Below are 25,992 nucleotides of genomic sequence, written 5' to 3' on the forward strand. Positions count from 1 at the left end.
TGCTGTTTTCCGGCAGCCGCCACCCGCGGCTGCCGGCGGACGCCCTGCGTCCATGATGAATGCTGTTCCCGGCAGCCCTTGCACGGCGCCGCAGGCCGATGATAGTGTCGGCACATCCGGCCGCGTTCGCGTGCCGCACCCTCTGGACGCAGTTTCTTCCAGACCCATTCCCAACGTTCGCCGCCCCAGCCGGGCGCTCGCACCTTCAAGCGAGGAATAACGCTCTTGTCCGATAACACTTCCGAAACCGGCAGCGCCGATGCGCCCGCCGAAAAGCGCGTGCGCAAGCCCCGCGTGAGCAAGGCCGCCGCCCCGGCAGCCGCCGAAACCAGCGCCGCTCCGGCGCAGCCGACCCTGCCGCTGGCCGCCGCGCCCGAGGCACCGGCCCCCGCCCCCGCACCGAGCGCGCCCGCCGCCGAGGCCCCTGCCAGCAGTGGCGGTGGCGAAGGTGGTGAGGGTCGCGAATCCGGCCAGCCGCGGCAGCAGAACCACCAGGGCGGTGGCCAGAACCAGGGCCAGAACCCGTACAACCAGAACGGCCAGCAGGGCCAGGGGCAAGGCCAGGGCAACCGCCGTGACCGCTTCCGCAACCGCCGCGACCGTGACCGCAACAACAACCGCTTCCGCGACGACGGCATGCCCAACGACGGCGGCGAGCAGCAGCCCTTCGTGCCGCGTCCGCACGCCAACGTGCCGGAAGGTTTCCCGGTCTATTCGCTGAGCGACCTCAAGCGCATGCCGGCACAGAAGCTGCTGGAAATCGCCGAGCAGCTGCAGATCTCCGAAGGCGTGGCACGCGCCCGCAAGCAGGATGTGATCTTCGCCCTGCTGAAGGTGCTGACCCGCCATGGTGACGGCGTCGCCGCCGACGGCGTGCTGGAAATCCTGCCGGACGGCTTCGGCTTCCTGCGCGCGGCCGAAGCCAGCTACCTGGCCGGCCCGGACGACACCTACATCTCGCCCAGCCAGATCCGCCGCTTCAACCTGCGCACCGGCGACCATATCTCCGGCCGCATCCGCTTCCCGAAGGACGGCGAGCGCTACTTCGCGCTGAACATCGTCGACACCATCAACGGCGAGCCGATCGAAGCGTCGAAGAACAAGGTGCTGTTCGAGAACCTGACCGCCCTGTTCCCGCGCCGCCGCTTCACCCTGGAGCGCGGCAACGGTTCGTCGGAAGACATCACCGGCCGCATCCTCGACCTGATGGCGCCGCAGGGCAAGGGCCAGCGCTCGCTCATCGTGTCGCAGCCGAAGGCCGGCAAGACCATGATGATGCAGCAGGTCGCCACCGCCATCACCACCAACCACCCGGACGTGCACCTGATCGTGCTGCTGATCGACGAGCGCCCGGAAGAAGTGACCGAAATGCAGCGCACCGTGCGCGGCGAGGTCATCAGCTCGACCTTCGACGAACCGGCCGCGCGCCACGTGCAGGTGGCCGAAATGGTCATCGAGCGCGCCAAGCGCCTGGTCGAGCACAAGAAGGACGTGGTGATCCTGCTCGACTCGATCACCCGCCTGGCCCGCGCCTACAACAACGTGGTGCCGAGCTCGGGCAAGGTGCTGACCGGTGGCGTGGACGCCAACGCCCTGCACCGCCCGAAGCGCTTCTTCGGTGCCGCGCGCAACGTGGAAGAAGGCGGCAGCCTGACCATCATCGCCACCGCGCTGGTCGACACCGGCTCAAAGATGGACGAGGTGATCTACGAAGAGTTCAAGGGCACCGGCAACAGCGAAGTGCACCTGAGCCGTCGCATCGCTGAAAAGCGCGTGTTCCCGGCCATCGACATCAACCGTTCCGGCACCCGCCGCGAAGACCTGCTGATCGAGCCGGAACTGCTGCAGAAGATCTGGATCCTGCGCAAGCTGCTGCATCCGATGGATGAAATGGCCGCGATGGAGTTCCTGCTGGACAAGATGAAGAACACCAAGTCCAACGACGAGTTCTTCGGTTCGATGAAGCGCTGATCCACGGCATTGCATCGAAAAGAACCTGCCGCTCGCTGCGGCAGGTTTTTTTTTACCTGCAGGGCGACCCACTTCACTTCACCGCCGCCCGGTTTTGGCGATAATCCGCCCGATGCCCTGCCCGGCCTCGAGGGCCTGGCCACCGATTCCCGCTGTCGCCCCTTCCGGAGAACCGGTCGGGTCCAGCCTCCTGCCGGATCCGTCGACGCATGCGAACGCTGTCTCCCCGCCTCAACCTGGGCAAGCTGATCCTCGCCCTGGCCCTGCTCAGCGCCATCATCGCGCTGGCCAACACCCTGCTGGCCAGCTACCGGGTGCAGCGCGACCAGCTGGTCGGCAACACCCTGGAGGCCAACCGCGTCTACGCCACCAAACTGGCCGAAACGACCCAGAACTTCCTGCTGGCTGCCCAGCAGGAACTGGCCTACGCCGCCACGCGGCTCGGCCAGGGCAACCTCGACCCGGCACAGGCCCAGGACGAAGCCAGCCGCCTGCAGCTGCAGACCAACAGCTTCAACTCTTCGCTGGTGGTGGATGCCGACGGCCTGGTGATCGCCACCTCGCCGCAGACCCTGCAGCTGCAGGGCGAAGTGCTGCACAGCGTCGGCAACAATGCCGCGCTGGCCGCGCGCCAGCCGATGATCAGCGACCCGTACCAGTCGGCCACCGGCAAGCTGCTGGTCTCGCTGTCGCACCCGATCTTCGATCGCCAGGGCCACTACCGTGGTTACGTCAGCGGCACCCTGTACCTGCGCCAGCGCAGCGCACTGCACACGCTGCTGGGCAAGCACTACTACCGTGATGGTTCCTACCTGTACGTGGTCGATCGCCATGGCCGCCTGCTGTACCACGCCGATGGCAAGCGGGTGGGCGACTACGTGGTCGGCAACCCCGCAGTAAAGGCCGTGGTGCGCGGCGAGCGTGGCGCGCAGCAGGTGCGCAACAACCTGGGCGTGTCGATGCTGGCCGGCTATGCGCCGGTGGCGGCCACCGGCTGGGGCATCATCGCCCAGCGCCCGACCGAGGCCACGCTGCAGCCGCTGTCGCGGTTGATGACTGCGGTAATCTGGAACGCAATCCCGCTGGGCCTGCTGTCGCTGCTGATCACCTGGTGGTTCGCCCGTCGCATCTCGATGCCGCTGTGGCAGCTCGCACGCAACGTGCAGGGCGGCGAAGACACCGGCAATGCGATCAGCCACGTCAGCGGCATCCGCGCGTGGTACTTCGAGGTCGCCCAGCTCAAGCAGGCGGTACTGCACAGCTTCAATGCGCTGCAGGACCGCATCGGCACGCTCAACCGCGCCAGCCGCACCGATCCGCTGACCAGTCTTCTCAACCGCCGCGGCCTGCAGCAGGCGCTGGATGCCCTGCAGATACAGGGCATCCCGTTCGCGATCCTGGCGCTGGACATCGATCGCTTCAAATCGATCAATGACAACCACGGCCATGACGTCGGCGACGCTGCCATCGTCCACATCGCCAACCAGATGCGCCGCTACTCGCGCGACAGCGACATCCTCTGCCGCGCCGGCGGCGAGGAGTTCCTGCTGCTGTTGCCGGGCATCAGCGCCGAGTCAGCGCGACAGGCTGGCGAGCGTCTGCGCCAGCACATTGCCGACCATCCGTTTGAACCGGTCGGCACCATCACCGTCTCGCTGGGCGTGGCCCACTTCCCCAGCTTCCATGTCGATGCCGAGCAGGCGCTGCGGCTGGCCGACAAGGCGCTGTACCTGGCCAAGGAGCAGGGCCGCAACCGGGTGGTGGTCTACCCCTACGCCGATTGACGCGGAGCCGGGCTGGCCGGCTCCGCAGTGATCGTCAGCCCTGCTCCAGCGGCGTCAGCAGGCGCAGGCCGCGCTTGGCGCCGTCGACCATGTAGATGCCGCCCTCGGGCAGCAGGTCGCTGCCGGCCTGCTCGATCGCATCTGCCTTCCGCCACGGCACGGCCTGCCGTGGGCCCGGGATGAAGGCACGCCAGCGGCCATAGCGCTCCGCTCCATTGGGATCATCGTTCAGGCCGAAATTGACCGGTATGCGTACCGTCCAGCTGTCGCGGGTGCTGGCTTCGCCGGTGGTCGGTGGGTTGAACGTCCACTTGCGGGCACTGCTGACGGCGGCCCTGGCCAGGATTTCGCGCATCTTGGCAAGGGTGCGCTCGCGTCCGACCACGGTCATGTTCACCTGCTCGGCAACGACATCGGCCACCGTGCCGTCACGCGCGATCCTGACCACCAGCAGTACTTCGCCTTGGCCGCCGCTCCGATAGACCTCTTCCGGATAACGCGGGGGCGCCATGCGACCTTGGGTCACCGAATCTGTGGCTTTCTCATCGTACTCGCTGAAGTTGACGCTGGTCATGCTGACTTCGTAGCCACCATCGGCCATGGCCTTGCCCCGCAGGCGCACCCGCAATGGCGCACGTGCCGCCACCGCCGTGCCATCGCGCAGGGTGGGTTCGAAGCGCCAGCCACCGATGGTGCCCTCCACGAAGGACGCGATGCTCGGAGACAGCATCGACTTCTGGTCCAGTACCAACGAACTGACCGCGCCCTCGGGCGTGACCTCGATATGGCCAGAGAGCACCATGCTCATCTCCGCGGTGGCACGCACCGCGCGCGTGGTCTGCGCGCTGGCATCGCCGGCGAACAGCGGAGCGCCGGCACCGACGGCCAACGCGAGAGCGAGGAACAATGGGGAACGCATCATTGCCGGATCCTTGGTGATGAAGGGCGAGAGTACCTCAGTCCCAACACCCATGACAGCTGGCTCACGCCAACCGGTGCGCGCCAGCATAGGGCGGCGTGTCCGGATAGTCACCTCGGGCGAAGCGTTCCTGCAGGCCCTGCCACCAGCCCGGGTCGAACAGGTGCCGGTAGTGCTCGCGCACCGCTGCCAGCTCTGCAGCGGGCAGGCCCATGAACGGGCCGAAGCGCTCGGGAAACACGTCGCGCGGACCGACATGGAACCATGGCTCATCGGACATCGCTTCCTCCGGCGTACGCGGCTCCGGCCAGGCGCGGAACACGCAGTCGCTGACCAGGCACAGCTCGTCGTAGTCGTAGAATACGGCCCGGCCATGCCGTGATACGCCGAAATTCTTTGGCAGCATGTCACCGGGGAAGATGTTGTTGCGCGCCATGTCGGTGATCGCCTGCGCATAGTCGAGCACTGCCGCCCGCACCGCCTCCGCGCCCTGCTCGCGCAGGTACAGATTCAAGGGACGAAAACGACGCTGCACATAGCACAGTGCGACTTCGACCTCATCGCCATCGATGCGTACGCTCTGCGCGCACTGCTGCAGCAGTTCTTCCAGCAAGGCCGGCGCGAAGCGGTCGCGCGGAAAGCGCAGGTGGCGATAGGGCTGTGCGTCGAGCAGGCGGCCGACACGATCGAGGTTGAACACCAGTGCGTACTTCTCTTCCACCTGCTGTCGCGACATCGCCTTGGGCCACGCGAAACGGTCGCGGATCAGCTTGAACACCAGCGGGTAACTGGGCAGGGTGAACACCGCCATGACCATGCCCGGCGTGCCCTCTGCATGCACCAGCCGCTCCTGCGGGTGCTCGTTGAAATGACGGAAGAAGGTGCGGTAGCGCTCGGTCTTGCCCTGCTTGGCGCGGCCCAGCACGGTGTATATCTCATCGATGGGCTTGCCCGGCAGCAGACTGCGCAGGAACACCACCGCATCACCGACCGTGGCCAGGTTGGCCTGGAAATAGCTGCGTGACACGCCGAACAGGTGGGCCACGTCCCGGCGCCGGGTCAGCACTGCATCGGCGCGCAGGCCACGCTCGTCGTTCACCAGGGCAATCACGCACGGCGAGAACCGGTGCTCGCCGAACACGCGGCCAACCAGGTAAGCGCGGCGCTCGCGGTAGAACACCGTGTCGAGCAGCTCGATGCTGCGTACCGGCGTATCGCCCCAGTGGGCCAGGTCATCCTGCAGGCGCACCGCGATGGCCGCGGCGCAGCGCAGCTGGTGCGCATAGGGGATATCGAAGCGATAGTCGGCCAGCACCCGCTGCAGCGCCTCCACCGGCCGCGTCGGCGAAACCGCGTAGGTATGCCGCGCCACCGGGTGGGTGATGGCATCGGAGGGTTCGACATCGAAGGCGATGAACTCCAGCGCCGGGTCCACGCCGCGGGTAGCGAACAGGCGTCGCGACAACGTGTTGTAGAAGGTCTTGTACAGCTCCGCGTCGATCAGGCCCTGCAGCAGCGTGCTGTAGCGGGCGTGCACCCGCAACCACAGCGCGCGCTCGCCGATCGCGTCACCGGCAAGGCGGCGCAGCGCATCCATCTGCTCGGCGATGCACAGGTCGTACAGGGCGATGCGCTCGACCGCATCCTGCCGGGCGCCGGCCCAGTCGCGCTGCTCGAAGCGCTGCCGCGCCCGCGCGGTGATCGCCACAAAGCGGGCGTGGTACTGCTCGAAACCGTCGCGGATGGCTACCGCGATGCGCGGTGCCAGCTCGGCAGCGATGTCAGGACTGGACATGCATGGCTCACCCGGGAGGACCGGCTTCACCATACGCTGGCGTGTGCGATGCCGTCGAGCGCGAAGGTAGTGCCGGCCGCTGGCCGGCAGCACCTGGACCGTCTATGGGTCGATGCAGTTGCCGGCCAGCAGCCGGCACTACCGGCTCAGATCGCCAGTTCGGCTTCCACGTCCTGCACCTTGCGCCGTGCCAATGCCAGGTTGGACCTGGTACGGTCCAGCACGATGTAGAAGAACAGGCCCTTCTTCTTCGCCACCGGGCGCATGATGTGGTACGCCTTGCCCAACGAGATCAGGATGTCCTCGATGCTGTCGTTGAGGTTCAGCGATGCGGCGGTCTTCATCTTGGCACGGATCACTTCGGTGTTGCCGGCGGCGGCCACTTCCATGTCCATGCCGGCACCGGCTTCGCCCAGCAGCATGCCGCTTTCATAGTCGACCAGCGCCACTGCCTGCGCGCCGTCGATGCCCATCAGTGCGTTCAACGATTCATTCAGTCCAGCCACGTCGCACCCCTTGTCGATGTTGGTTCGAGCCCCTCGTTCCCCTGCGGCCGGGCTCACGATCCGCCGAGTTCGGCCAGGATCGCCTGGCCACATTCCCTGCTCTGCCACAGCACCTGGCCGATCACGCTGCGCTGGTCGCAAGCCGCCATCAGCAGCAGCGGTGCGCGTCCCTCGGCCTGGATCGCCAGCATCAGCACCTTGCCGCCCGCGGCTTCCAGCATCAGCGTCTGCAGATCCCCAAGCACCAGTTCGCGCCCCACTGCTGCAGCCAGCGCCAGCATCGCGCTGGTCATCGCTGCCAGGCGTTCACCGCGCCCTTCGGCACCGGCACTGACCAGGGCGAAGCCATCCACACTGGCCAGCACCACCGTGCGTATGCCTTCCACCCGCTGCTGCAGGTCTCGCAGCAAGGGCTGCAGGCGCTCACGCTGGCCGGCGTCGGGCAACAGCGCCACCTGTCCGTCAGCCATGCGCGGCCACCAGTGCGTGCGCTTCCATCTCGCCCATCAATACATCCATCAGCAGCAATCCCTGTTCGCGGTCGCGGGCATCCACTGCCAGCAAAGGCAGCGGTTGATCATCGAGGCTCGCACGTGCGAGCCACTCATCCAGCGCGGCGTGCGGTGCTTGGTCGAGATGGGTGACGGCCACTACCAGCGCCAATGACGATGCGAACGGCCGCAACACCTGCAGATAATCCTCCAGTTCGGCAACCACGCCGGCGCGCCGCGCATCCAGCAGCAGCACGGCGCCGCGGGCGCCCTGCAGCAGGATCGGCCAGAGGAAATCGAAACGCTGCTGTCCCGGCGTGCCATACAGGCGCAGCCGCTCGCCATTGGGCAGGTCGATATCTGCATAGTCCAGGGCGACGGTGGTGGAGGCCTTGTCGGCACCGAGGCGGTCGCTGTTGGCCACGTCGGTGTCGACCACCGCGCCGGCCGCGATGCTGCGCACCAGGGTCGACTTGCCACTGCCCATGCCGCCCAGCACCACCACCTTGTGCTCACGCATTGCGCTCGCTCCCACGCAGGTGACGCCACAGGCGGGCGAGCAGGCCGTTGTCAGCGCCGGCAGCGCGTTCCGGCAGCGGTACCGCCGGCGCTACCTGCAGCTGCGCGTAACCGCACAGGTAAGCGGCATGGATGAAATCGCGCACGGCCGCAGGCGGCAGATCAAGCAACATCGCGCACTCGTCCACCGTGCACGCGCGCTTGAGCAACAGCGAGCACAGGCGGAAGCCATCATGGTCATGGCCCAGCACACGGAAGTCGGGCCAGCGCAGCAGCTTTACCGAAGCACCGCGCAGGCGTTCGTCCAGTGCCTGCCAATGGCGGCTGCGCTGCGCCCATTGCCACAGCAGCGGCCGCAGTGGCTGGCGTGGCCGCTCACCGGCCAGGCCATGCAGGCGTGCGGGTGTCAGCGCATCCAGCTGCAGGCGTTCGAAGGCATCGGCCAAACGCTCCACCAGGGCCGTAGCCGGTTCCTGCAGCAGCACGGCCTGGTCATGCTCAAGGTCCATCAGCAGCAGTGGCTCGCCCGCATCACTCAACAGGGCCTGGCCCTGTCGCAGCGGCAGCCGCTCGCGCAGCAGACGGGTGATGGCATGCGCACCATCAGCCAGGCGGATCGGTGCGGGTGCGTGCATGGCCAAGGGCTCCACTGCCAACTGCATGCGACGCAGCGCGCGACCGATGGCACTGTCATCAAGCACGTCCTGGTGCCCGTCGCCATCACGCAGCTGGCCGCAGATGTCTTCGATCCAGCACTGCAGTCGCGGACGCTGCTGGCGCATGCGCTGGGCCGCGTTGCGCAGCGCCGGCGTATCGCGGATGACCAGCAGGTCGCAATCGTCCAGGTCCTGGCTGCGGCGGATCTGGCCGTCCGGCAGGGCCGATGCCAAGCGCAGCCGCTGCAGCAGGGCCTGCTCGCCCTGGATGTCGGTTCCCACTACCAGCACGCGTGCCATCCGTGTTCCCCGTGCGGCCACCTCCCCGGTGGCCTCGCGTCGCCAAGGCTAGGGCATCGCCAGCGGCAGCCGTCGTGATCGACTGCTCAGATCGAGGGCGGTTGCAGACGGTGTCCGATCAGTTCTGCGACGGCCATCGCGGGCAAGTTTCATGCCTCGTTGACGACATTCCGACAGCCGACGGGAATCACGGTTCTGGACGCGGGTCGAATGGGGTGAGATCCCTTTTGCATGGCAAAAGGGTTCTGACCCGGAGCCCAAAAGAAACCCGCGCCGAAGCGCGGGTTCCGGTGTCACGACCGAACGGCGATGGATCAGCCGCGCAGCTGCTCCAGCGCGGCGTTGAAGGTCGCGCTCGGGCGCATCGCCTTGCTCGCCTTGGCGACGTCCGGGCGGTAGTAGCCGCCGATGTCCACGGCCTCGCCCTGCACCGCGATCAGCTCTTCGACGATCTTCTGCTCGTTGTCGGTCAGTGCCTTGGCCAGCGGTGCGAAGCGTGCCTTCAGTGCCGCATCTTCGTCCTGTGCGGCCAGCGCCTGCGCCCAGTACAGCGCGATGTAGAAGTGGCTGCCACGGTTGTCGATGCCACCCAGCTTGCGCGACGGCGACTTGTCGTTGTCCAGGAACTGGCCGTTGGCTTCGTCCAGCGCCTTGGCCAGCACGCGGGCGGCGGCGTTGTCGTAGCGGTTGCCCAGGTGTTCCAGCGACGCGGCCAGGGCCAGGAACTCACCCAGCGAATCCCAGCGCAGGTAGTCCTCTTCGACGAACTGCTGCACGTGCTTCGGGGCCGAACCACCGGCGCCGGTCTCGAACAGGCCGCCACCGGCCATCAGCGGCACGATCGACAGCATCTTGGCGCTGGTGCCCAGCTCCATGATCGGGAACAGGTCGGTCAGGTAGTCGCGCAGCACGTTGCCGGTCACCGAGATGGTGTCCTCGCCCTTGCGGATGCGGTCCAGCGAGAACGCGGTGGCTTCCACCGGCGGCAGGATGCGGATGTCCAGGCCGGTGGTGTCGTGGTTCTTCAGGTACTGCTCGACCTTGGCGATGACCTGCGCGTCGTGGGCGCGGGCGGCATCCAGCCAGAACACGGCCGGGGTGCTGCTCAGGCGGGCGCGTTCGACGGCCAGCTTGACCCAGTCCTGGATCGGAGCGTCCTTGGTCTGGCACATGCGCCAGATGTCACCCGCTTCCACGGCGTGTTCGAACACCACGTTGCCGGCATCGTCGGTGACCTTGACCACGCCGTCGGCAGCAATCTGGAAGGTCTTGTCGTGCGAACCGTACTCTTCGGCCTTCTGCGCCATCAGGCCGACGTTCGGCACCGAGCCCATGGTGGCCGGGTCGAAGGCGCCGTGCGCCTTGCAGTCGTCGATGACGGCCTGGTACACGCCGGCGTAGCAGCGGTCCGGAATGACCGCCTTGGTGTCCTGCAGCTTGCCTTCGGCGTTCCACATCTTGCCCGAGTCGCGGATCATCGCCGGCATCGAGGCGTCGACGATCACGTCGCTCGGCACGTGCAGGTTGGTGATGCCCTTGTCCGAATTGACCATGGCCACGCCCGGACGCTGCGCGTACTCGGCGGCCAGGTCCGCTTCGATCGCGGCGCGGGTGGCTTCCGGCAGCGACGGCAGGCGCGCGGCCAGGTCACCGATGCCGTTGTTGGCATCGAAACCGGCCTGCTTGAGCACGTCGGCGTGCTTGGCCAGCACGTCCTTGTAGAACTCGTTGACCGCCACGCCGAACATGATCGGGTCGGAGACCTTCATCATGGTCGCCTTCAGGTGCAGCGAGAACAGCACGCCCTGGGCCTTGGCATCGGCGATCTGCTCACCGATGAACGCGGCCAGCGCCTTGCGGCTCATGACGGCGGCATCGACGATCTCGCCGGCCTTGACCGTGGTCTTTTCCTTCAGCACGACGGCGCTGCCGTCCTTGCCGTGGAAGGTGATCTTCAGCGCACCGGCGTTGGCCAGGGTGGCCGACTTCTCGCTGCCGTAGAAATCGCCGGCGGCCATGTGCGCGACGTGCGACTTCGAATCCGACGCCCAGGCGCCCATGCGGTGCGGGTGCTTGCGCGCGTAGTTCTTCACCGACAGCGGTGCACGGCGGTCGGAGTTGCCTTCGCGCAGCACCGGGTTCACCGCACTGCCCTTGACCTTGTCGTAGCGCGCCTTGTAGTCGCGCTGCTGGTCGTCGGCCGGGGTTTCCGGGTAATCCGGCAGCGGATAGCCCTGGTCCTGCAGTTCCTTGATGGCCGCCTTCAACTGCGGCACCGAGGCGGAGATGTTCGGCAGCTTGATGATGTTGGCGTCCGGGGTGGTCGCCAGCTGGCCCAGCTCGGCCAGGTCGTCGCTGACCTTCTGCGCGTCGGACAGCAGTTCCGGGAACTGCGACAGGATGCGGCCGGACAGCGAGATGTCACGGGTTTCCACCACGATGCCGGCAGTGGCGGTATAGGCGTCGACGATCGGCAGCAGCGACTGGGTCGCGAGGAACGGTGCTTCGTCGGTCAGCGTGTAGAGGATCTTGGACATGGGGGACTTGGACTCTGTAGCAATGCTCAGGGGAAGGCCGGCGCCAGCGCCGGGCCACGTGCAACCGTGTCGCTTTCCCCCGTCGCCGTCAGGGTGGGCGCGCGGCGGGGAAACCCCTGCATTGTCGCGTTTTCAGCCGCGCGGGGCAAAGCCGCGCCATACGCGGCGGTACTGCACGGCGGCAACGCTGTGATCCATCCCCGCACGGCGTGGATCTGCGCGAACGCAGCCCTCAGTGGATCCACGCCATGCATGGATGAAGCCAGCCACCGGCAATAAAAAAAGGACGCAGCCTTGCGGCTGCGTCCATCGTGAGTCCTGCCGGGAGAGAGTCGGCAGGACTTACTTGACCTCGAACTCCTGCGGCGTTCCAGCCGCCTTGCCATCGACCGTGACCTCGGCGCGGTACTTGCCGGCCGGCCAGCCCTTTGCATTCTTGAACGTGACGTTGGTGGTCTCCGCGCCGCTGGCATTCAGGGTCGCGGTCTGTTCGCCGGCCACCTGGCCGTCCTGGAAGGTCAGCTTGGCACCGACATTGACGTTGTTGGCGGCGCCATCTGTCTTGACCGAGACGATGACATCATCCTTCGGCGAGAACAGTGCAGCCGGGGCGACCGACTTGTCGGCGGCAGCGGTCTTGCCCACGGTGACGGTGGCAACGCTGACCGCGGCAGCTTCCGCCATCGGCGGCGGTGCACCGGTCATCGGTGCCGGCGCTGCCGGCTCGGCCGGAGCCGTGGCGGCCGGAGCGGCGTTGGTGTCGGTCGACTCTTCCTTCTTCTTGCAACCGACCAAGGCAACGCTGCCCAACAGGGCGGCGATCAGGGCGGTCTGGAGCGGGGTGATCTTGATCATTCGGGGTTCCTCCCAGGGGTTGTCGGACGGGGTTTGATCGCCGGCTTACTTCGGCGGCAGTTTCAGGGTCTGGCCCGGGAAGATCTTGTCCGGGTCGTCAAGCACATCGCGATTGGCTTCGAAGATCTTCTTCCAGGCGTTGGCGTCGCCCAGATGCTGCTTGGCGATCTTCGACAGCGAGTCACCCTTCTGCACGGTATAGGTGCCGCCGCTGACGATCTCGGCGGTGCTGTCCACCGAAGCGCTCACGCCGGAGAAGTCCGCCTTCGGCACCTGCTCGGCGGTACTGTCGACGCTGGCGCTGACGCCGGAGAAATCGGCTTTCTTCTCGGTACTCATCCACAACTCCCGTCTGCATGACTACGTGGCTCGCACGGTGCCATGGCGGTTGTTAAATGGGGATGGTGCAGATGTGAAGCCGCCCCGGGGGGCGGCTGAACAATCGGGAGAGACGGTGCCCGGTAGTGCCGGCCGCTGGCCGGCTTTGCCAGAGGGATCCGGCCTTGGCCGATTGCCGGGCATGGCCCGGCACAACGGGCAACCGCCTGCGGCGGTTACTGGCGCAGTTCGCGGTAGGTCGCGGCCGGGGCGGCAATGCCGGGACTGGCGCGCCACGGGTTGATGTCCAGGCCGCCACGGCGGGTATAGCGCGCCTCGACTTCCAGCCATTGCGGCTGGCAGCGCGCAGACACCTCGCTGAAGATCCGCTCAACGCACTGCTCGTGGAACTCGGCGTGCTCGCGGTAGCTGACCAGATAGCGCAGCAGGCCGGCACGATCGATCTTCGGCCCGCGGTAGCGCAGGCTGACCGTCGCCCAGTCCGGCTGGCCGGTGACCGGGCAGTTGGACTTCAGCAGTGCCGAGACCAGGGTCTCCTCCACCACCTCACCGGCATTGGCCGAGAGAAAGTCCGCCTGCGGCGGGCCGTAGCAGTCGATCTCCAGCTCCAGCCCGTCGATGGATTCACCGAGCGGCGTCTCGCGCAGGCCCGGCAGCCCGAACTCGACCTGGACCGGCGCACCGGCACAATCTGACAGATCCGCCACGATGCGCGCGCGCAGTGCCTCGGCGCTGTCGATGCGGGTGCTGTTGAGGGAGTTGAGGTACAGCTTGAACGACTTCGATTCGATCAGCCGCGGCGAGGTGCACGGCACCTGCACGGTGGCCACGGCCACCTGCGGCTTGCCACGCGGGTCGAGCCAGCTCAGCTCGAAGGCGTGCCAGCGGTCATGGCCGACGAACGGCAGCGCGGCGTCATCGAGGCCGATCTCGGCGCGGGCGCCGCTGCGGGGGATGGGAAACAGCAGGCCGGGATCGTACTGCGACGGGTAACTGACCTCGCGACCGAGGCTGGAATCCTGTGGGGTGTTCATGGGGGTCATTGTATCGCGCGGACGGCGGGCCTTCGGCCGGGCCGGCCAACGGCGGAGCCCCTCCGTGGTGGTTTTGTTGGTTGGTCGTGGAAGGCGGTCTATCGGCTTGGCCGGGTGGGTAGGCGGGTCGGGGGACGCCGTAAACCCGTCCTTGGGGGCTTGGCCGCGGCATCCATGCCGCGGACACCCCCGCCCCGCCTACCCACCCGGCCCCTGACAGTTCCTTGCGCGCCACCACCACCACGGGAAAGATCAGGAAAATCAAAATCAGAAGCCGATCCTTCAGACATTCATGACGTCCGCCGTGCCGACCAACGGTCGGCACCCACCAACAGCAGCGGGCACCAACAGCTGCGGGAAACTGTCGAAGGCGGGGTGGGTCCGGTTGAGGGGGTGTCCGCGGCATGGATGCCGCGGCCAAGCCCCCATGGACGGGTTTACGGCGTCCCCCTCAACCGGACCCACCCCGCCATCCCACGGAATGCCCGCTTTTGACGTTGACGTTGATTTAGGCGGGTGCGGGGCTGCAAGCCCTGCCGGAAACCCTCACCCCGCAGGCGTGCCTGCACCGTTCAAGTAATCCAGGCTCACCTGCAGCAACGCGCGCAGTCCGACATCCAGCGCCTTCTCATCCAGCAGGAACTTCGGCGAATGATTGGCCGGCGCCGTCGCCGGGTCGATGCCCACGCTGGTGGAACCGACGAAGAAGAACATGCCCGGCACTTCCTTCGCGTACAGCGAGAAATCTTCCGCGCCCATCTGCAGCGGTGGCTCGTACACGTTGTCCTTGCCCACCACCGCCTGCAGGCTCGGCAGCATCTTCGCGGTCAGCGCCGGGTCGTTCACCGTGGCCGGGTTGCCTTCCGATTCGTAGATGTCGGTCACCGCCTTCGCACCGTGCGCGGCGGCGGTGTGTTCGGCCACGTTGCGCAGGTCGGCGAAGATCTGCTGGCGCATGCCCTCGTCGAAGGTGCGGATGGTGCCGACCATCTCCACCTCGTCCGGAATGATGTTGTAGCGGATGCCGCCGTTGATCGCACCGAAGGTCAGCACCGCCGGTTGCTTGGACAGGTTGGCGCGGCGGCTGACGATGGTCTGCGCGGTACCGACCAGATCGGCCGTGGCCACGATCGGGTCGACACCGTTCCACGGTGCGGAGCCGTGCGTCTGGCGACCGATCACCTTGATGCCGAAGCGGTCCGAGGCTGCCATCAGCGGACCGCCACGCACGGCGATCTGACCGGCCTGCACGCTGGAGAACACATGCAGGCCAAACACCGCCTCCGGCTTGAAGTCGGCGAACAGGCCTTCCTTCAGCATCAGCGCGGCACCGCCCTCTTCCGGCGGCGGTGCGCCTTCCTCGGCCGGCTGGAAGATCAGCATCACCTGGCCCGGTAGGTCCTTCTTCATCGACACCAGCGCTTCGGCCACGCCCAGCAGGGTGGCGGTGTGCGCGTCATGGCCGCAGGCATGCATCACGCCCACGGTCTGGCCGCGGTACTGGTCGGTGGCCTTGGAGGCGAACGGCAGCCCGGTCTGCTCGGTCACCGGCAGCGCGTCCATGTCCGCACGCAGCGCGATCTTCGGGCCGGGCTTGCCGCCTTCGATGATCGCCACCACGCCGTGGTGGGCGATGCCGGTCTTCGGCTTCAAGCCCATCGCACGCAGGCGCTTGGCGACCTCGGCCGAGGTGCGCACCTCGCGGTTGGACAGTTCCGGGTGCTGATGGAAGTCGCGGCGCCATTCAACCACCTTGGCCTGCAGGCGCTGGGCAGCGGCGGTCACTTCGGGCCGTTGCCCGTCCTGGGCGTGGGCAACGGCCGGCAGGGCCAGCAGCAGGGCGGACAGCAGCAGCGAACGGCGCATCGCAATCTCCACAGCAAGAGGGGTCCAGCTGAATGTAGGGCAACACCGCCGCCACGGGAACCTCCGCGGCCGGATCCGGTCTTAGCGCCCGTCCCATCCGTCATGCAGGAAACGTGATGTGGCACAGGTATGCTTTGCGCATTGCCAACCGGGGCCGCGCCCCGTCCAGCCCTCTTGGAGTCCTCGTAATGTCACGTGTTTGGAAGATCGTGCTGCTGGTCGTGGCGGTTCTGGTGCTGGCCGTGGTCGGCCTGCGCGTCATCGGCGGGGGCAAGGACAAGGCTGGAAAGCCGGCAGCGGGAGCGCGCCAGGGTGGCGAAGACCCGGATGCCGGCCCGGTGCCGGTGACCGTGGTCGAGGCCACGCACCAGGACGTACCGGTGTATGCCAGCGCACTGGGTACCGTGACGGCAATGAACACCGTCACCGTCAGCCCGCAGGTCGGTGGCCAGCTGATGAGCCTGAACTTCCGCGAGGGCCAGGAAGTGAAGAAGGGCGACGTGCTGGCAGTGATCGATCCACGCACCGCCCAGGCCAGCTACGACCAGGCCGCGGCAGCCAAGCGCCAGAACGAGGCGCTGCTGGCCACCGCGCGCTCCAACTACCAGCGCTCCAATGCGCCGGAGTACCGCCAGTTCGTCGCCAAGACCGATCTGGATACACAACGAAACCAAGTGGCACAGTACGAAAGCGCAGTCGCGGCGAACGAAGCCAGCATGCGCTCGGCACAGGTGCAGCTGCAGTACACCAGGGTCACCGCACCGATCACCGGCATCGCCGGCATCCGCGCGGTCGACGCGGGCAACGTGGTCAACGCCGGCACCGCGCTGGTCACCCTGACCCAGATCCACCCGATCCACGTCCTGTTCAACCTGCCCGAACGCCAGCTCGGCGACGTGCGCCAGGCGCAGGCCGCCGGCGCGGTGCCGGTGGCGGCACTGGACCGCGCCGACTCGCACGTGCTGTCCGGCGACGGCAAGCTGGACGTGGTCGACAACCTGATCAGTGCCGACAGCGGCACCTTCAAGGCGCGCGCGCTGTTCGACAACACCGACAACGGCCTGTGGCCGGGCCAGTTCGTCAACGTGCGCATGCAGCTGCGCACGATTGCCGGCGGCGTGGTCATTCCGACCCAGGCCGTGCTGCGTGGGCCGGATGGCGAGTACGTCTACGTCGTGCAGGGCGACAACACGGTGAAGATGCAGACCGTGCGCAGCGGCGTGGAAGTGGGCGACAGCCAGGTGCAGATCGCCGAAGGCCTGAAGGGCGGCGAGCGGGTGGTCAGTGAAGGCCAGTTCCGCCTGAAGCCGGGCAGCAAGGTCACCGCACTGAAGCCGGGCGAAACCCCGGCCGCACCAACCGAGGCCGAGCTGAAGGCGGCCGAACAGAAGAACGGTGGCGGCAGTGGCCGTCGCGGTGGCGGTCCGCGCTGAGCGCAGGCCACGGTTCTCCCTCGCGCCGGCGGACCCGCCGGCGCCGACATTGAAGTGCCAGCAAGGATCAGTCCGTGGGCTTTTCGACGATCTTCATCCGCCGCCCGATCGCTACCTCGCTGTTGATGGCGGGCCTGTTGCTGCTGGGCATCCTCGGTTACCGCAAGCTGCCGGTGTCGGCGCTGCCGGAAATCGATGCGCCCAGCCTGGTGGTCACCACCCAGTACCCCGGTGCAAACGCCACCACCATGGCCTCGCTGGTCACCACGCCGCTGGAGCGCCAGTTCGGCCAGATCTCCGGGCTGGAGCTGATGACCTCCGACTCGTCGGCTGGCTTGTCCACGATCATCCTGCAGTTCTCGATGGACCGCGACATCGACATCGCCGCGCAGGACGTGCAGGCGGCGATCCGCCAGGCCACCCTGCCCTCGTCGCTGCCCTACCAGCCGGTCTACAACCGGGTGAACCCGGCCGACGCGGCCATCGTCACCCTGAAACTGACCTCTGACACGCGCCCGCTGCGCGACGTCAACAATTACGCCGACTCGATCCTGGCCCAGCGCCTGTCGCAGGTGCAGGGCGTCGGCCTGGTCTCGATTGCCGGCAACGTGCGCCCGGCCGTGCGCATCCAGGTCAATCCGGCGCAGCTGTCGAACATGGGCCTGACCCTGGAACAGCTGCGCAGCGCGCTCACCCAGGCCAACGTCAATGCGCCCAAGGGCTCGTTGAACGGCAAGACCCAGTCCTACAGCATCGGCACCAACGACCAGCTGGCCAGCGCCGCCGAGTACCGCGACACCATCATCAGCTACAAGAACGGCCGCCCGGTGCGGCTGTCCGACGTGGCCGAGGTGGTCGACGGCGTGGAGAACGACCAGCTGGCGGCCTGGGCCGATGGCAAGCCGGCGGTGCTGCTGGAAGTGCGCCGCCAGCCGGGCGCCAACATCGTGCAGACCGTCGAGCGCATCCGCGCGATCCTGCCGCAGCTGCAGGGCGTGCTGCCGGCCGACGTTCACCTGGAGATCTTCAACGACCGCACCGAGACCATCCGCGCCTCGGTGCACGAAGTGCAGTTCACCCTGATCCTCACCATCGGCCTGGTGGTGGCGGTGATCTTCGTGTTCCTGCGCCGGCTGTGGGCCACGATCATTCCCTCGGTGGCGGTGCCGCTGTCGCTGGCCGGCACCTTCGCGGTGATGGCCTTTGCCGGCATGTCGCTGGACAACCTGTCGCTGATGGCGCTGGTGGTGGCCACCGGCTTCGTGGTCGACGATGCGATCGTGATGATCGAGAACATCGTGCGTTACATCGAGCAGGGCAAGAGTGGCAAGGAAGCGGCCGAGATCGGCGCACGCCAGATCGGCTTCACCGTGCTGTCGCTGACGGTCTCGCTGGTGGCGGTGTTCCTGCCGCTGCTGCTGATGCCTGGCGTCACCGGCCGTCTGTTCCACGAGTTCGCCTGGGTGCTGAGCATCGCCGTGGTGCTGTCGATGCTGATCTCGCTGACGCTGACCCCGATGATGTGCGCCTACCTGCTCAAGCCCGATGCCCTGCCCGAGGGCGAGGATGCGCATGAGCGCGCAGCGGCGGCCGGCAAACAGAACCTGTGGACGCGCACCGTCGGCCTGTACGAGCACAGCCTGGACTGGGTGCTGGGCCACCAGCGCCTGACCCTGGCCGTGGCCGGTGGCGCGCTGGTATTGACCGTGCTGCTGTACGTGTTGATTCCCAAGGGGCTGCTGCCCGAGCAGGACACCGGCCTGATCACCGGCGTGGTGCAGGCCGACCAGAACATCGCTTTCCCGCAGATGGAACAGCGCACCAGGCAGGTCGCTGAAGCCCTGCGCCAGGATCCGGACGTGACCGGCGTGTCGGCATTCATCGGTGCCGGCAGCATGAACCCCACGCTCAACCAGGGCCAGCTGTCGATCGTGCTGAAGGAGCGCAGCCAGCGTGATGGCCTGGATGAGATCCTGCCGCGCCTGCAGAAGGCGGTAGCCGGTATTCCGGGCGTGGCCCTGTACCTGAAACCGGTGCAGGACGTGACCCTCGATACCCGCGTGGCCGCCACCGAATACCAGTACTCGCTGTCGGACGTGGACAGCGCCGAAGTGGCCACGCAGGCCACGCGACTGACCGAAGCGCTGCGCAAGCGCCCGGAACTGGCCGACGTGGACAACAACCTGTCCAACCAGGGCCGCGCGCTTGAACTGAACATCGACCGCGACAAGGCCAGTGTGCTGGGCGTGCCGATGCAGACCATCGACGACACGCTCTACGATGCGTTCGGCCAGCGCCAGATCTCGACCATCTTCACCGAACTCAACCAGTATCGGGTTGTGCTGGAAGTGGCGCCGGAGTTCCGTACCAGCACCGCGCTGATGGAACAGCTGGCCGTGGCTTCCAACGGCGCCGGCGCGCTGACCGGCACCAATGCCACCAGCTTCGGCCAGGTCACCTCGTCCAACTCGTCCACCGCCACCGGCATCGGCGCGCAGAACACCGGCATCACGGTCGGCGCCGGCAACATCATCCCGCTGTCGGCGCTGGCTGAAGGCAAGATCAGCAGTGCGCCGCTGGTGGTCAGCCACCAGCAGCAGCTGCCGGCGGTAACGGTTTCGTTCAACGTGGCGCCGGGCTATTCGCTGTCCGAAGCGGTGCGTGCGATCCAGGAGACCAAGGACAGCCTGGACATGCCGGCACACCTGCATGCCGAGTTCATCGGCAAGGCCGCCGAATTCACCGGCAGCCAGACCGATGTGGTGTGGCTGCTGCTGGCCTCGCTGGTGGTGATCTACATCGTGCTCGGCGTGCTCTACGAGAGCTACATCCACCCGATCACGATCATCTCCACGCTGCCACCGGCCGGCGTCGGCGCGCTGCTGGCGCTGATGCTGTGCGGGCTGAGCCTGTCGGTGGACGGCATCGTCGGCATCGTGCTGCTGATCGGCATCGTCAAGAAGAACGGCATCATGATGGTGGACTTCGCAATCGAGGCGCGTCGCGCCGGTGCCAACGCGCATGAAGCGATCCGCCGCGCCTGCCTGCTGCGCTTCCGCCCGATCATGATGACCACCGCCGCGGCAATGCTCGGCGCGCTGCCGCTGGCGCTGGGCACCGGCATCGGCTCGGAGCTGCGGCGCCCGCTGGGCATCGCCATCGTCGGTGGCCTGCTGCTGTCGCAGCTGGTCACGCTGTACACGACGCCGGTGATCTACCTGTACATGGAACGCTTCTCCGAGTGGCTGGCGCGCCGCCGAGAACAGCGCGCGCTGCGCAACGGTTCGCTGCAGGAGCCGCAGGCATGATCCACGCCCCGCTGCTGCGGTGGGCCGCACGATGAACCTGTCCGGCCCCTTCATCCGCCGCCCGATCGGCACCGCGCTGCTGGCCATCGGCCTGTTCATGGTCGGCCTGATCTGCTACCTGCGCCTGGGCGTATCGGCACTGCCGAACATCGAGATCCCGGTGATCTTCGTGCATGCCAGCCAGTCCGGCGCGGATGCGGCGACCATGGCCTCGACAGTCACCGCGCCGCTGGAGCGCCACCTCGGCCAGCTGCCGGGCATCGACCGCATGCGCTCGTCGAGCTCGGAAGGCAGCTCGCTGGTGTTCATGATCTTCCAGAGCGGCCACAACATCGATTCGGCCGCGCTGGACGTGCAGACCGCAATCAACTCGGCGCAGGCCGACCTGCCTTCGGGCATGGGCTCGCCGATGTACCAGAAGGCGAATCCGAACGACGACCCGGTCATCGCCATCGCGCTGACCTCGCAGACGCAGTCGGCCGACGAGCTGTACAACGTCGCCGACTCGCTGCTGGCCCAGCGCATCCGCCAGATCAGCGGCGTTGCTTCGGTCGACATCGCTGGCGCTTCGACGCCGGCGGTGCGTGTGGACGTCAACCTGCGCCTGATGAACGCGCTCGGCCTGACCGCCGATGACCTGCGCAACGCCGTGCGCGCGGCCAACGTGACCTCGCCCACCGGCTTCCTCAGCGACGGCAACACCACTACCGCGATCATCGCCAACGACTCGGTGGCGCGTGCCGCCGACTTCGCCGACCTGGTGGTCAAGACCCAGGGCGATGGCCGGGTGATCCGCCTGAAGGACATCGCCAACGTCTACGACGGCCAGCAGGATGCCTACCAGGCCGCGTGGTTCGACCACAAACCGGCGGTGGTGATGTACGTGTTCACCCGTGCCGGCGCCAACATCGTGGAGACCGTGGACCGGGTCAAGGCGCAGATCCCGACCCTGCGCGATTACCTGCAGCCCGGCACCACGATGACGCCGTACTTCGACCGTACGCCGACCATCCGCTCGTCGCTGCATGAAGTGCAGATCACCCTGCTGATCAGCCTGGCGATGGTGGTGCTGACGATGGCGCTGTTCCTGCGCCGGCTGGCGCCCACGCTGATCGCCGCGGTGACCGTGCCGCTGTCGCTGGCCGGTGCCGCGCTGGTGATGTACGTGATGGGCTTCACCCTGAACAACCTGAGCCTGCTGGCGCTGGTGATCGCGATCGGCTTCGTGGTCGACGATGCGATCGTGGTGATCGAGAACATCATGCGCCACCTCGACGAAGGCATGCCGCGGATGCAGGCGGCGCTCACCGGCGCGCGCGAGATCGGCTTTACCATCGTCTCGATCACCGCCTCGCTGGTGGCGGTGTTCATCCCGCTCCTGTTCGCCAGCGGCATGATGGGTGCGTTCTTCCGCGAATTCACCGTCACCCTGGTGGCGGCCATCGTGGTCTCGATGATCGTCTCGCTGACGCTGACTCCGGCGCTGTGCAGCCGGTTCCTCAGCGCGCACGACCACAGCGCGCCGCCGTCGCGCTTCGGCCGCTGGCTGGATGCCGGCCATGAGCGCATGCTTCGCATCTACACGGTCTTCCTCGACTTCTCGCTGCGCCACGCGCTGCTGCTGTCGCTGACCCCGCTGATCCTGATCGGCGCCACCGTCTTCCTGTTCGGCGCGGTGAAAAAGGGCGCGTTCCCGCCGCAGGACACCGGCCTGATCTGGGGCCGCGCCAATTCCAGCGCCACGGTGTCCTTCGAGGACATGGTCGCCCGCCAGCGCCGCATCACCGACATGCTGATGGCCGACCCCGCGGTGAAGACCGTGGGCGTGCGCCTGGGCAGCGGCCGCCAGGGCTCCAGCGCACAGTTCAACATCGAGCTGAAGTCGCGCAGCGATGGCCGTCGCGAGACCACGGCGCACGCACTCGCACGGCTGAGTGCCAAGGCCGACCGCTACCCCGACCTGCAGCTGCGCCTGCGCGCGATCCAGGATCTGCCCAGCAACGATGGCGGCGGTTCCAGCCAGGGCGCGCAGTACCGTATCTCGCTGCAGGGCAACGACCTGGCATCGCTGCAGGAATGGCTGCCCAAGCTGCAGGCGGAGCTGAAGAAGAACCCCAAGCTGCGCGATGTCGGTACCGACGTGGACAACGCCGGCCTGCGCCAGAACATCCAGATCGACCGCGCCAAGGCCGCACGCCTGGGCATCACCGTGGGTGCCATCGACGGTGCGCTGTACGGTGCGTTCGGCCAGCGCCAGATCTCCACCATCTATTCGGACATCAACCAGTACAGCGTGGTGGTCAACGCCCTGCCCTCGCAGACCGCCACCCCCGCCGCGCTGGACGAGGTGTACGTGCGTGCGCGCAACGGCGACATGGTGCCGATCACCGCGGTGGCCACGCAGATGCCCGGCCTGGCCCCTTCGCAGATCACCCACGAGAACCAGTACACGACGATGGACCTCAGCTACAACCTGGCTCCGAACGTGAGCATGGGTGAGGCCAAGGCGATCATCGACGCGACCGTGGCCGGCATGCGCATGCCTGGTGACATCCGCCTGGCCGATGATGCGGGCTTCGGCTTCAACTCCGACCCCAGCGACATGCTGATCCTGGTGTTCGCCGCGATCCTGACCGTGTACCTGGTGCTGGGCATGCTCTACGAGAGCCTGATCCATCCGGTCACCATCCTGTCCACGCTGCCGGCGGCGGGCGTGGGTGCACTGCTCGCGTTGTTCGGCACCAACACCGAGTTGTCGGTGATCTCGATGATCGCGCTGGTGCTGTTGATCGGCATCGTCAAGAAGAACGCGATCATGATGATCGACTTCGCGCTGGTGGCGCAGCGCGAGCATGGCCTGGCACCGCGCGATGCCGCGCGCGAGGCCAGCATCGTGCGCTTCCGCCCGATCATGATGACCACGATGGTGGCGATCCTGGCGGCGGTGCCGCTGGCGATCGGCCTGGGCGAAGGCTCCGAACTGCGCCGCCCGCTGGGCATCGCGATGATCGGCGGCCTGCTGTTCTCGCAGAGCCTGACCCTGCTCAGCACGCCAGCGCTGTACGTGATCTTCTCGTGCCTGGCCGAACGCTGGCGGGCCCGTCGCGCGCGCAAGCGCGAAGCGAAGCTGCTCAAGCGCGCGCAGCGTGCGTAGAACGGCCCATCCACGCATGGCGTGGATCTAAGGGTAGAGCCGGCCGCTGGCCGGCTTTCTCGGTACGGCAAATCTGCCGGCCAGCGGCCGGCACTACCGCGGTGGTCCGCCCTCCATATTTCACGCGCACCCCGCAATAATGGTGGGAGATCCTTCCGCCGAGCCTGCATGCCCGCCCGCCAATCCCGCCTCAGCCGCCTGTGGGCCCACGAGAAGGCCAGTTACGGCCTGCGCGTGTTCATCGCCCTGACCGCAGCGCTTGCCGTGTGCTGGCAGCTGGATGCGCTGACCGCCCTGCCCGGCGTTTTCCTCGGCATCATCGCCAGCGCCATCGCCGAGACCGACGACAACTGGTGGGGCCGGACCAAGGCGGTGGCGCTGTCGCTGCTGTGTTTCTGCATCGCTGCGGCGTCGGTGATCTGGCTGTTCCCCTGGCCGTGGATCTTCATCGGCGCGCTGGCACTGTCCACCTTCTGCCTGACCCTGCTGGGCGCGCTCGGCGAGCGCTACGCATCCATCGCCCAGGCCACGGTAACGCTGGCGATCTACACGATGATCGGGCTGGAGCAGCACGGTGCCAGCGACCTGCACACCGCGCTGCAAGCGGTCAGCCACCTGCTGGCGGGCGCCGTCTGGTACGGACTGCTGTCGATCCTGTGGACCGCACTGTTCGCCAACCGACCGGTGCGCGAGCGCGTGGCGCGGCTTTACATCGAGCTGGGCCGCTACCTGCAGCTGAAGGCCGCCCTGTTCGAACCGGTACGTGAGGCCGACCTGCAACGCCGCCAGCTCGACCTGGCCGAGCAGAACCGGCGCGTGGTCGGCGCGTTGAACGAGGCCAAGACCGCGATTCTCGCCCGCTTCGGCCGTTCCGGGCGGCCGGGCGTGAACTCCGGCCTGTACCTGCGCCTCTATTACATGGCACAGGATTTCCACGAGCGCGCCAGCTCCTCGCACTACCCGTACGGTGCGCTGGTCGATGCGTTCTTCCACAGCGACGTGCTGTACCGCTGCCAGCGCCTGCTCGATCTTCAGGGCCAGGCCTGCGCGCGCCTGGGCGAGGCGATCCGCCTGCGCCGCCCGTTCGTATATGGCGAAACCAACCAGCAGGCCGGGCGCGACCTGGCCGATGCGCTGGCCTACCTGCGCGACCAGCAGCGCCCGCAGTGGCAGCGCCTGCTGGGTTCGCTGGACCTGCTGGTGCACAACCTGCGCAGCATCGAACGCCGCCTGCTTGACGCCGAACGCTCCGAGGCCAGCCTCGACAATGTCGATACGCGCCTGCGCGACAGCAACCCGCATACCCTGCGCGAGATGGGCGTGCGCGTGCGCCAGCAGCTCACGCCCGGCTCGGTCCTGTTCCGCCACGGCCTGCGCATGGCATTGGCGCTGATCGCCGGTTTCGCCGCGATCCGCCTGTTCAATGCGCAGAACGGCTCGTGGGTGCTGCTGACCATCGTATTCGTGTGCCGGCCCAACTTCGGCGCCACCCGCCAACGCCTGGCGCAGCGCATCGTCGGCACCGTGGCGGGCCTCGTGCTCACCTGGGCGCTGCTGCAGTTGTTCCCGCAACTGCACGTGCAACTGCTGATCGCGCTGCTGTCGGCGCTGCTGTTCTTCTTCACCCGTACCGACCGCTACCTGGTGGCATCGGCGGCGATCACGGTGATGGCCCTGACCTGCTTCAACCTGATCGGCGATGGCTTCGTGCTGATCGTGCCGCGCATGGTCGACACACTGCTGGGCTGCGCGATCGCCGCTGCCGCCGCGTTCCTGATCCTGCCCGACTGGCAGGGCCGCCAGCTGCACCTTGTGCTGGCGCGGGTGCTGGATACCGCCGCGCGCTACCTGGATTCGGTGCTGGGCCAGTACCGCAGCGGCATGCGCGATGACCTGGCCTACCGCATCGCCCGCCGCGACATGCACAACGCCGACGCCGCGCTGTCCACCGCGCTGTCGAACATGCTGCGCGAACCCGGTCACGTGCGCCGCAACCTGGATGCCGGCTTCCACTTCCTGGCGCTCTCCAACACGCTGCTTGGGCACTTGTCGGCGCTGGGTGCACACCGCGACCAGGTGGACAGCTACGCCGGCGATCCGCTGGCCTTGGCCGCCGGTGACCGCGTGCGGAAAGCGCTGCAGCAGCTGGCCTCGGCCCTGACGGCACGGCGGCCGGTCAGCGAGGACGACAACGACCCCGACCGCGCGGTGGCGGCCGAGCTGGAGCAGATCGACGAGGCGATGCCGGCGAAGCTGCAGTTGATCCGCACCCAGATGGCGCTGGTGCTGCGGATGCTGCCGAAGGTGCGGGCGGCGGCCAATGAGGCGGTGCGCACGCTCACCTGAAGGCCGGCGCCGGGCATGGCCTGGCGCGACCCGCAGTCCATCCACGCATGGCGTGGATCTTATCTCTTGCCAATCTGGCACCTTGGGTGCCGAGAGCCCGGCGTGGGCGACCGTGTGGATCCAGGTCTTGCGACCGAGAAGTAGCTTGGGTCCCCACGCCGGATTCTCCCTGAACCGCC

17 protein-coding genes are annotated in these 25,992 nt (G+C 67.3%); 6 read left to right on the top strand and 11 right to left on the bottom strand.

What is annotated here, in order from left to right:
- Positions 1 to 225 precede the first annotated feature (225 nt).
- Positions 226 to 1,971, top strand: coding sequence for a transcription termination factor Rho (gene rho, locus AC5P68_RS17175; RefSeq protein WP_005414668.1), 1,746 nt, complete (start codon positions 226 to 228; stop codon positions 1,969 to 1,971).
- Between the two features lie 209 nt (positions 1,972 to 2,180).
- Positions 2,181 to 3,755: a sensor domain-containing diguanylate cyclase gene (locus AC5P68_RS17180; RefSeq protein WP_049433104.1), complete on the top strand. Its 1,575-nt coding sequence runs from the start codon at positions 2,181 to 2,183 to the stop codon at positions 3,753 to 3,755.
- A gap of 34 nt (positions 3,756 to 3,789) precedes the next feature.
- Here the strand turns inward: AC5P68_RS17180 and AC5P68_RS17185 are convergent, their stop codons facing one another.
- The 11 genes from AC5P68_RS17185 to AC5P68_RS17235 form a co-directional block, all read right to left on the bottom strand.
- Positions 3,790 to 4,677 carry an energy transducer TonB gene (locus AC5P68_RS17185; protein ID WP_049403515.1) on the bottom strand — a complete coding sequence of 296 codons (888 nt, stop codon included), beginning with the start codon at positions 4,675 to 4,677 and terminating at the stop codon, positions 3,790 to 3,792.
- A 61-nt stretch (positions 4,678 to 4,738) separates the two neighbouring features.
- Positions 4,739 to 6,469, bottom strand: coding sequence for a bifunctional isocitrate dehydrogenase kinase/phosphatase (aceK, locus tag AC5P68_RS17190; RefSeq protein WP_111173471.1), 1,731 nt, complete (start codon positions 6,467 to 6,469; stop codon positions 4,739 to 4,741).
- A gap of 146 nt (positions 6,470 to 6,615) precedes the next feature.
- On the bottom strand, positions 6,616 to 6,975 hold the full coding sequence (locus AC5P68_RS17195) for a hypothetical protein (RefSeq protein ID WP_005411280.1): 360 nt from the start codon (positions 6,973 to 6,975) through the stop codon (positions 6,616 to 6,618).
- A gap of 53 nt (positions 6,976 to 7,028) precedes the next feature.
- A complete protein-coding gene (locus AC5P68_RS17200) occupies positions 7,029 to 7,445 on the bottom strand; it encodes a roadblock/LC7 domain-containing protein (protein WP_005414671.1) in 417 nt (138 codons plus the stop codon).
- Positions 7,438 to 7,986: a GTP-binding protein gene (locus AC5P68_RS17205; protein ID WP_024957689.1), complete on the bottom strand. Its 549-nt coding sequence runs from the start codon at positions 7,984 to 7,986 to the stop codon at positions 7,438 to 7,440. The genes AC5P68_RS17200 and AC5P68_RS17205 overlap by 8 nt, the downstream gene beginning before the upstream one ends.
- Positions 7,979 to 8,941 (bottom strand): hypothetical protein, encoded by a 963-nt coding sequence (locus AC5P68_RS17210; RefSeq protein WP_184014218.1) that lies wholly within the window; start codon positions 8,939 to 8,941, stop codon positions 7,979 to 7,981. The genes AC5P68_RS17205 and AC5P68_RS17210 overlap by 8 nt, the downstream gene beginning before the upstream one ends.
- A 314-nt stretch (positions 8,942 to 9,255) precedes the next feature.
- Positions 9,256 to 11,478: an NADP-dependent isocitrate dehydrogenase gene (locus AC5P68_RS17215; RefSeq protein ID WP_049433101.1), complete on the bottom strand. Its 2,223-nt coding sequence runs from the start codon at positions 11,476 to 11,478 to the stop codon at positions 9,256 to 9,258.
- A gap of 342 nt (positions 11,479 to 11,820) precedes the next feature.
- The gene (locus AC5P68_RS17220; protein WP_049433100.1) at positions 11,821 to 12,333 is read right to left on the bottom strand and encodes a hypothetical protein; all 513 of its coding nucleotides are present in this window, start codon (positions 12,331 to 12,333) and stop codon (positions 11,821 to 11,823) included.
- 45 nt (positions 12,334 to 12,378) lie between these two features.
- Positions 12,379 to 12,672, bottom strand: coding sequence for a LysM peptidoglycan-binding domain-containing protein (locus AC5P68_RS17225; RefSeq protein ID WP_005411287.1), 294 nt, complete (start codon positions 12,670 to 12,672; stop codon positions 12,379 to 12,381).
- Between the two features lie 215 nt (positions 12,673 to 12,887).
- Positions 12,888 to 13,706: an NADPH-dependent 7-cyano-7-deazaguanine reductase QueF gene (queF, locus tag AC5P68_RS17230; protein WP_012481425.1), complete on the bottom strand. Its 819-nt coding sequence runs from the start codon at positions 13,704 to 13,706 to the stop codon at positions 12,888 to 12,890.
- Positions 13,707 to 14,252: 546 nt separating this feature from the next.
- Positions 14,253 to 15,572 (bottom strand): M20 family metallopeptidase, encoded by a 1,320-nt coding sequence (locus AC5P68_RS17235; RefSeq protein ID WP_111109105.1) that lies wholly within the window; start codon positions 15,570 to 15,572, stop codon positions 14,253 to 14,255.
- A gap of 188 nt (positions 15,573 to 15,760) precedes the next feature.
- On the opposite strand from AC5P68_RS17235, the gene AC5P68_RS17240 reads away from it, so the two are divergent.
- The 4 genes from AC5P68_RS17240 (at position 15,761) to yccS (ending at position 25,813) form a co-directional block, all read left to right on the top strand.
- Positions 15,761 to 17,005 carry an efflux RND transporter periplasmic adaptor subunit gene (locus AC5P68_RS17240; RefSeq protein WP_495217121.1) on the top strand — a complete coding sequence of 415 codons (1,245 nt, stop codon included), beginning with the start codon at positions 15,761 to 15,763 and terminating at the stop codon, positions 17,003 to 17,005.
- Between the two features lie 74 nt (positions 17,006 to 17,079).
- Positions 17,080 to 20,313 carry an efflux RND transporter permease subunit gene (locus AC5P68_RS17245; protein ID WP_231523043.1) on the top strand — a complete coding sequence of 1,078 codons (3,234 nt, stop codon included), beginning with the start codon at positions 17,080 to 17,082 and terminating at the stop codon, positions 20,311 to 20,313.
- 31 nt (positions 20,314 to 20,344) lie between these two features.
- Positions 20,345 to 23,467 carry an efflux RND transporter permease subunit gene (locus AC5P68_RS17250; protein ID WP_005411292.1) on the top strand — a complete coding sequence of 1,041 codons (3,123 nt, stop codon included), beginning with the start codon at positions 20,345 to 20,347 and terminating at the stop codon, positions 23,465 to 23,467.
- A gap of 168 nt (positions 23,468 to 23,635) precedes the next feature.
- Entirely contained in the window at positions 23,636 to 25,813 is a 2,178-nt protein-coding gene (yccS, locus tag AC5P68_RS17255) for a YccS family putative transporter (protein WP_414498167.1), read from the top strand.
- The last annotated feature ends 179 nt before the right edge of the window (positions 25,814 to 25,992 follow it).

The organism is Stenotrophomonas sp. YJH_SMC_58, from assembly GCF_059369635.1.

Bases quoted from the DNA above. Each gene is read 5' to 3' on its own strand.
- AC5P68_RS17180 (WP_049433104.1), top strand. From the start codon at position 2,181: ATGCGAACGCTGTCTCCCCGCCTCAACCTGGGCAAGCTGATCCTCGCC.
- AC5P68_RS17185 (WP_049403515.1), bottom strand. From the start codon at position 4,677: ATGATGCGTTCCCCATTGTTCCTCGCTCTCGCGTTGGCCGTCGGTGCC.
- aceK (WP_111173471.1), bottom strand. From the start codon at position 6,469: ATGTCCAGTCCTGACATCGCTGCCGAGCTGGCACCGCGCATCGCGGTA.
- AC5P68_RS17200 (WP_005414671.1), bottom strand. From the start codon at position 7,445: ATGGCTGACGGACAGGTGGCGCTGTTGCCCGACGCCGGCCAGCGTGAG.
- AC5P68_RS17205 (WP_024957689.1), bottom strand. From the start codon at position 7,986: ATGCGTGAGCACAAGGTGGTGGTGCTGGGCGGCATGGGCAGTGGCAAG.
- AC5P68_RS17210 (WP_184014218.1), bottom strand. From the start codon at position 8,941: ATGGCACGCGTGCTGGTAGTGGGAACCGACATCCAGGGCGAGCAGGCC.
- AC5P68_RS17215 (WP_049433101.1), bottom strand. From the start codon at position 11,478: ATGTCCAAGATCCTCTACACGCTGACCGACGAAGCACCGTTCCTCGCG.
- AC5P68_RS17220 (WP_049433100.1), bottom strand. From the start codon at position 12,333: ATGATCAAGATCACCCCGCTCCAGACCGCCCTGATCGCCGCCCTGTTG.
- AC5P68_RS17225 (WP_005411287.1), bottom strand. From the start codon at position 12,672: ATGAGTACCGAGAAGAAAGCCGATTTCTCCGGCGTCAGCGCCAGCGTC.
- queF (WP_012481425.1), bottom strand. From the start codon at position 13,706: ATGAACACCCCACAGGATTCCAGCCTCGGTCGCGAGGTCAGTTACCCG.
- AC5P68_RS17235 (WP_111109105.1), bottom strand. From the start codon at position 15,572: ATGCGCCGTTCGCTGCTGCTGTCCGCCCTGCTGCTGGCCCTGCCGGCC.
- AC5P68_RS17240 (WP_495217121.1), top strand. From the start codon at position 15,761: ATGTCACGTGTTTGGAAGATCGTGCTGCTGGTCGTGGCGGTTCTGGTG.
- AC5P68_RS17250 (WP_005411292.1), top strand. From the start codon at position 20,345: ATGAACCTGTCCGGCCCCTTCATCCGCCGCCCGATCGGCACCGCGCTG.
- yccS (WP_414498167.1), top strand. From the start codon at position 23,636: ATGCCCGCCCGCCAATCCCGCCTCAGCCGCCTGTGGGCCCACGAGAAG.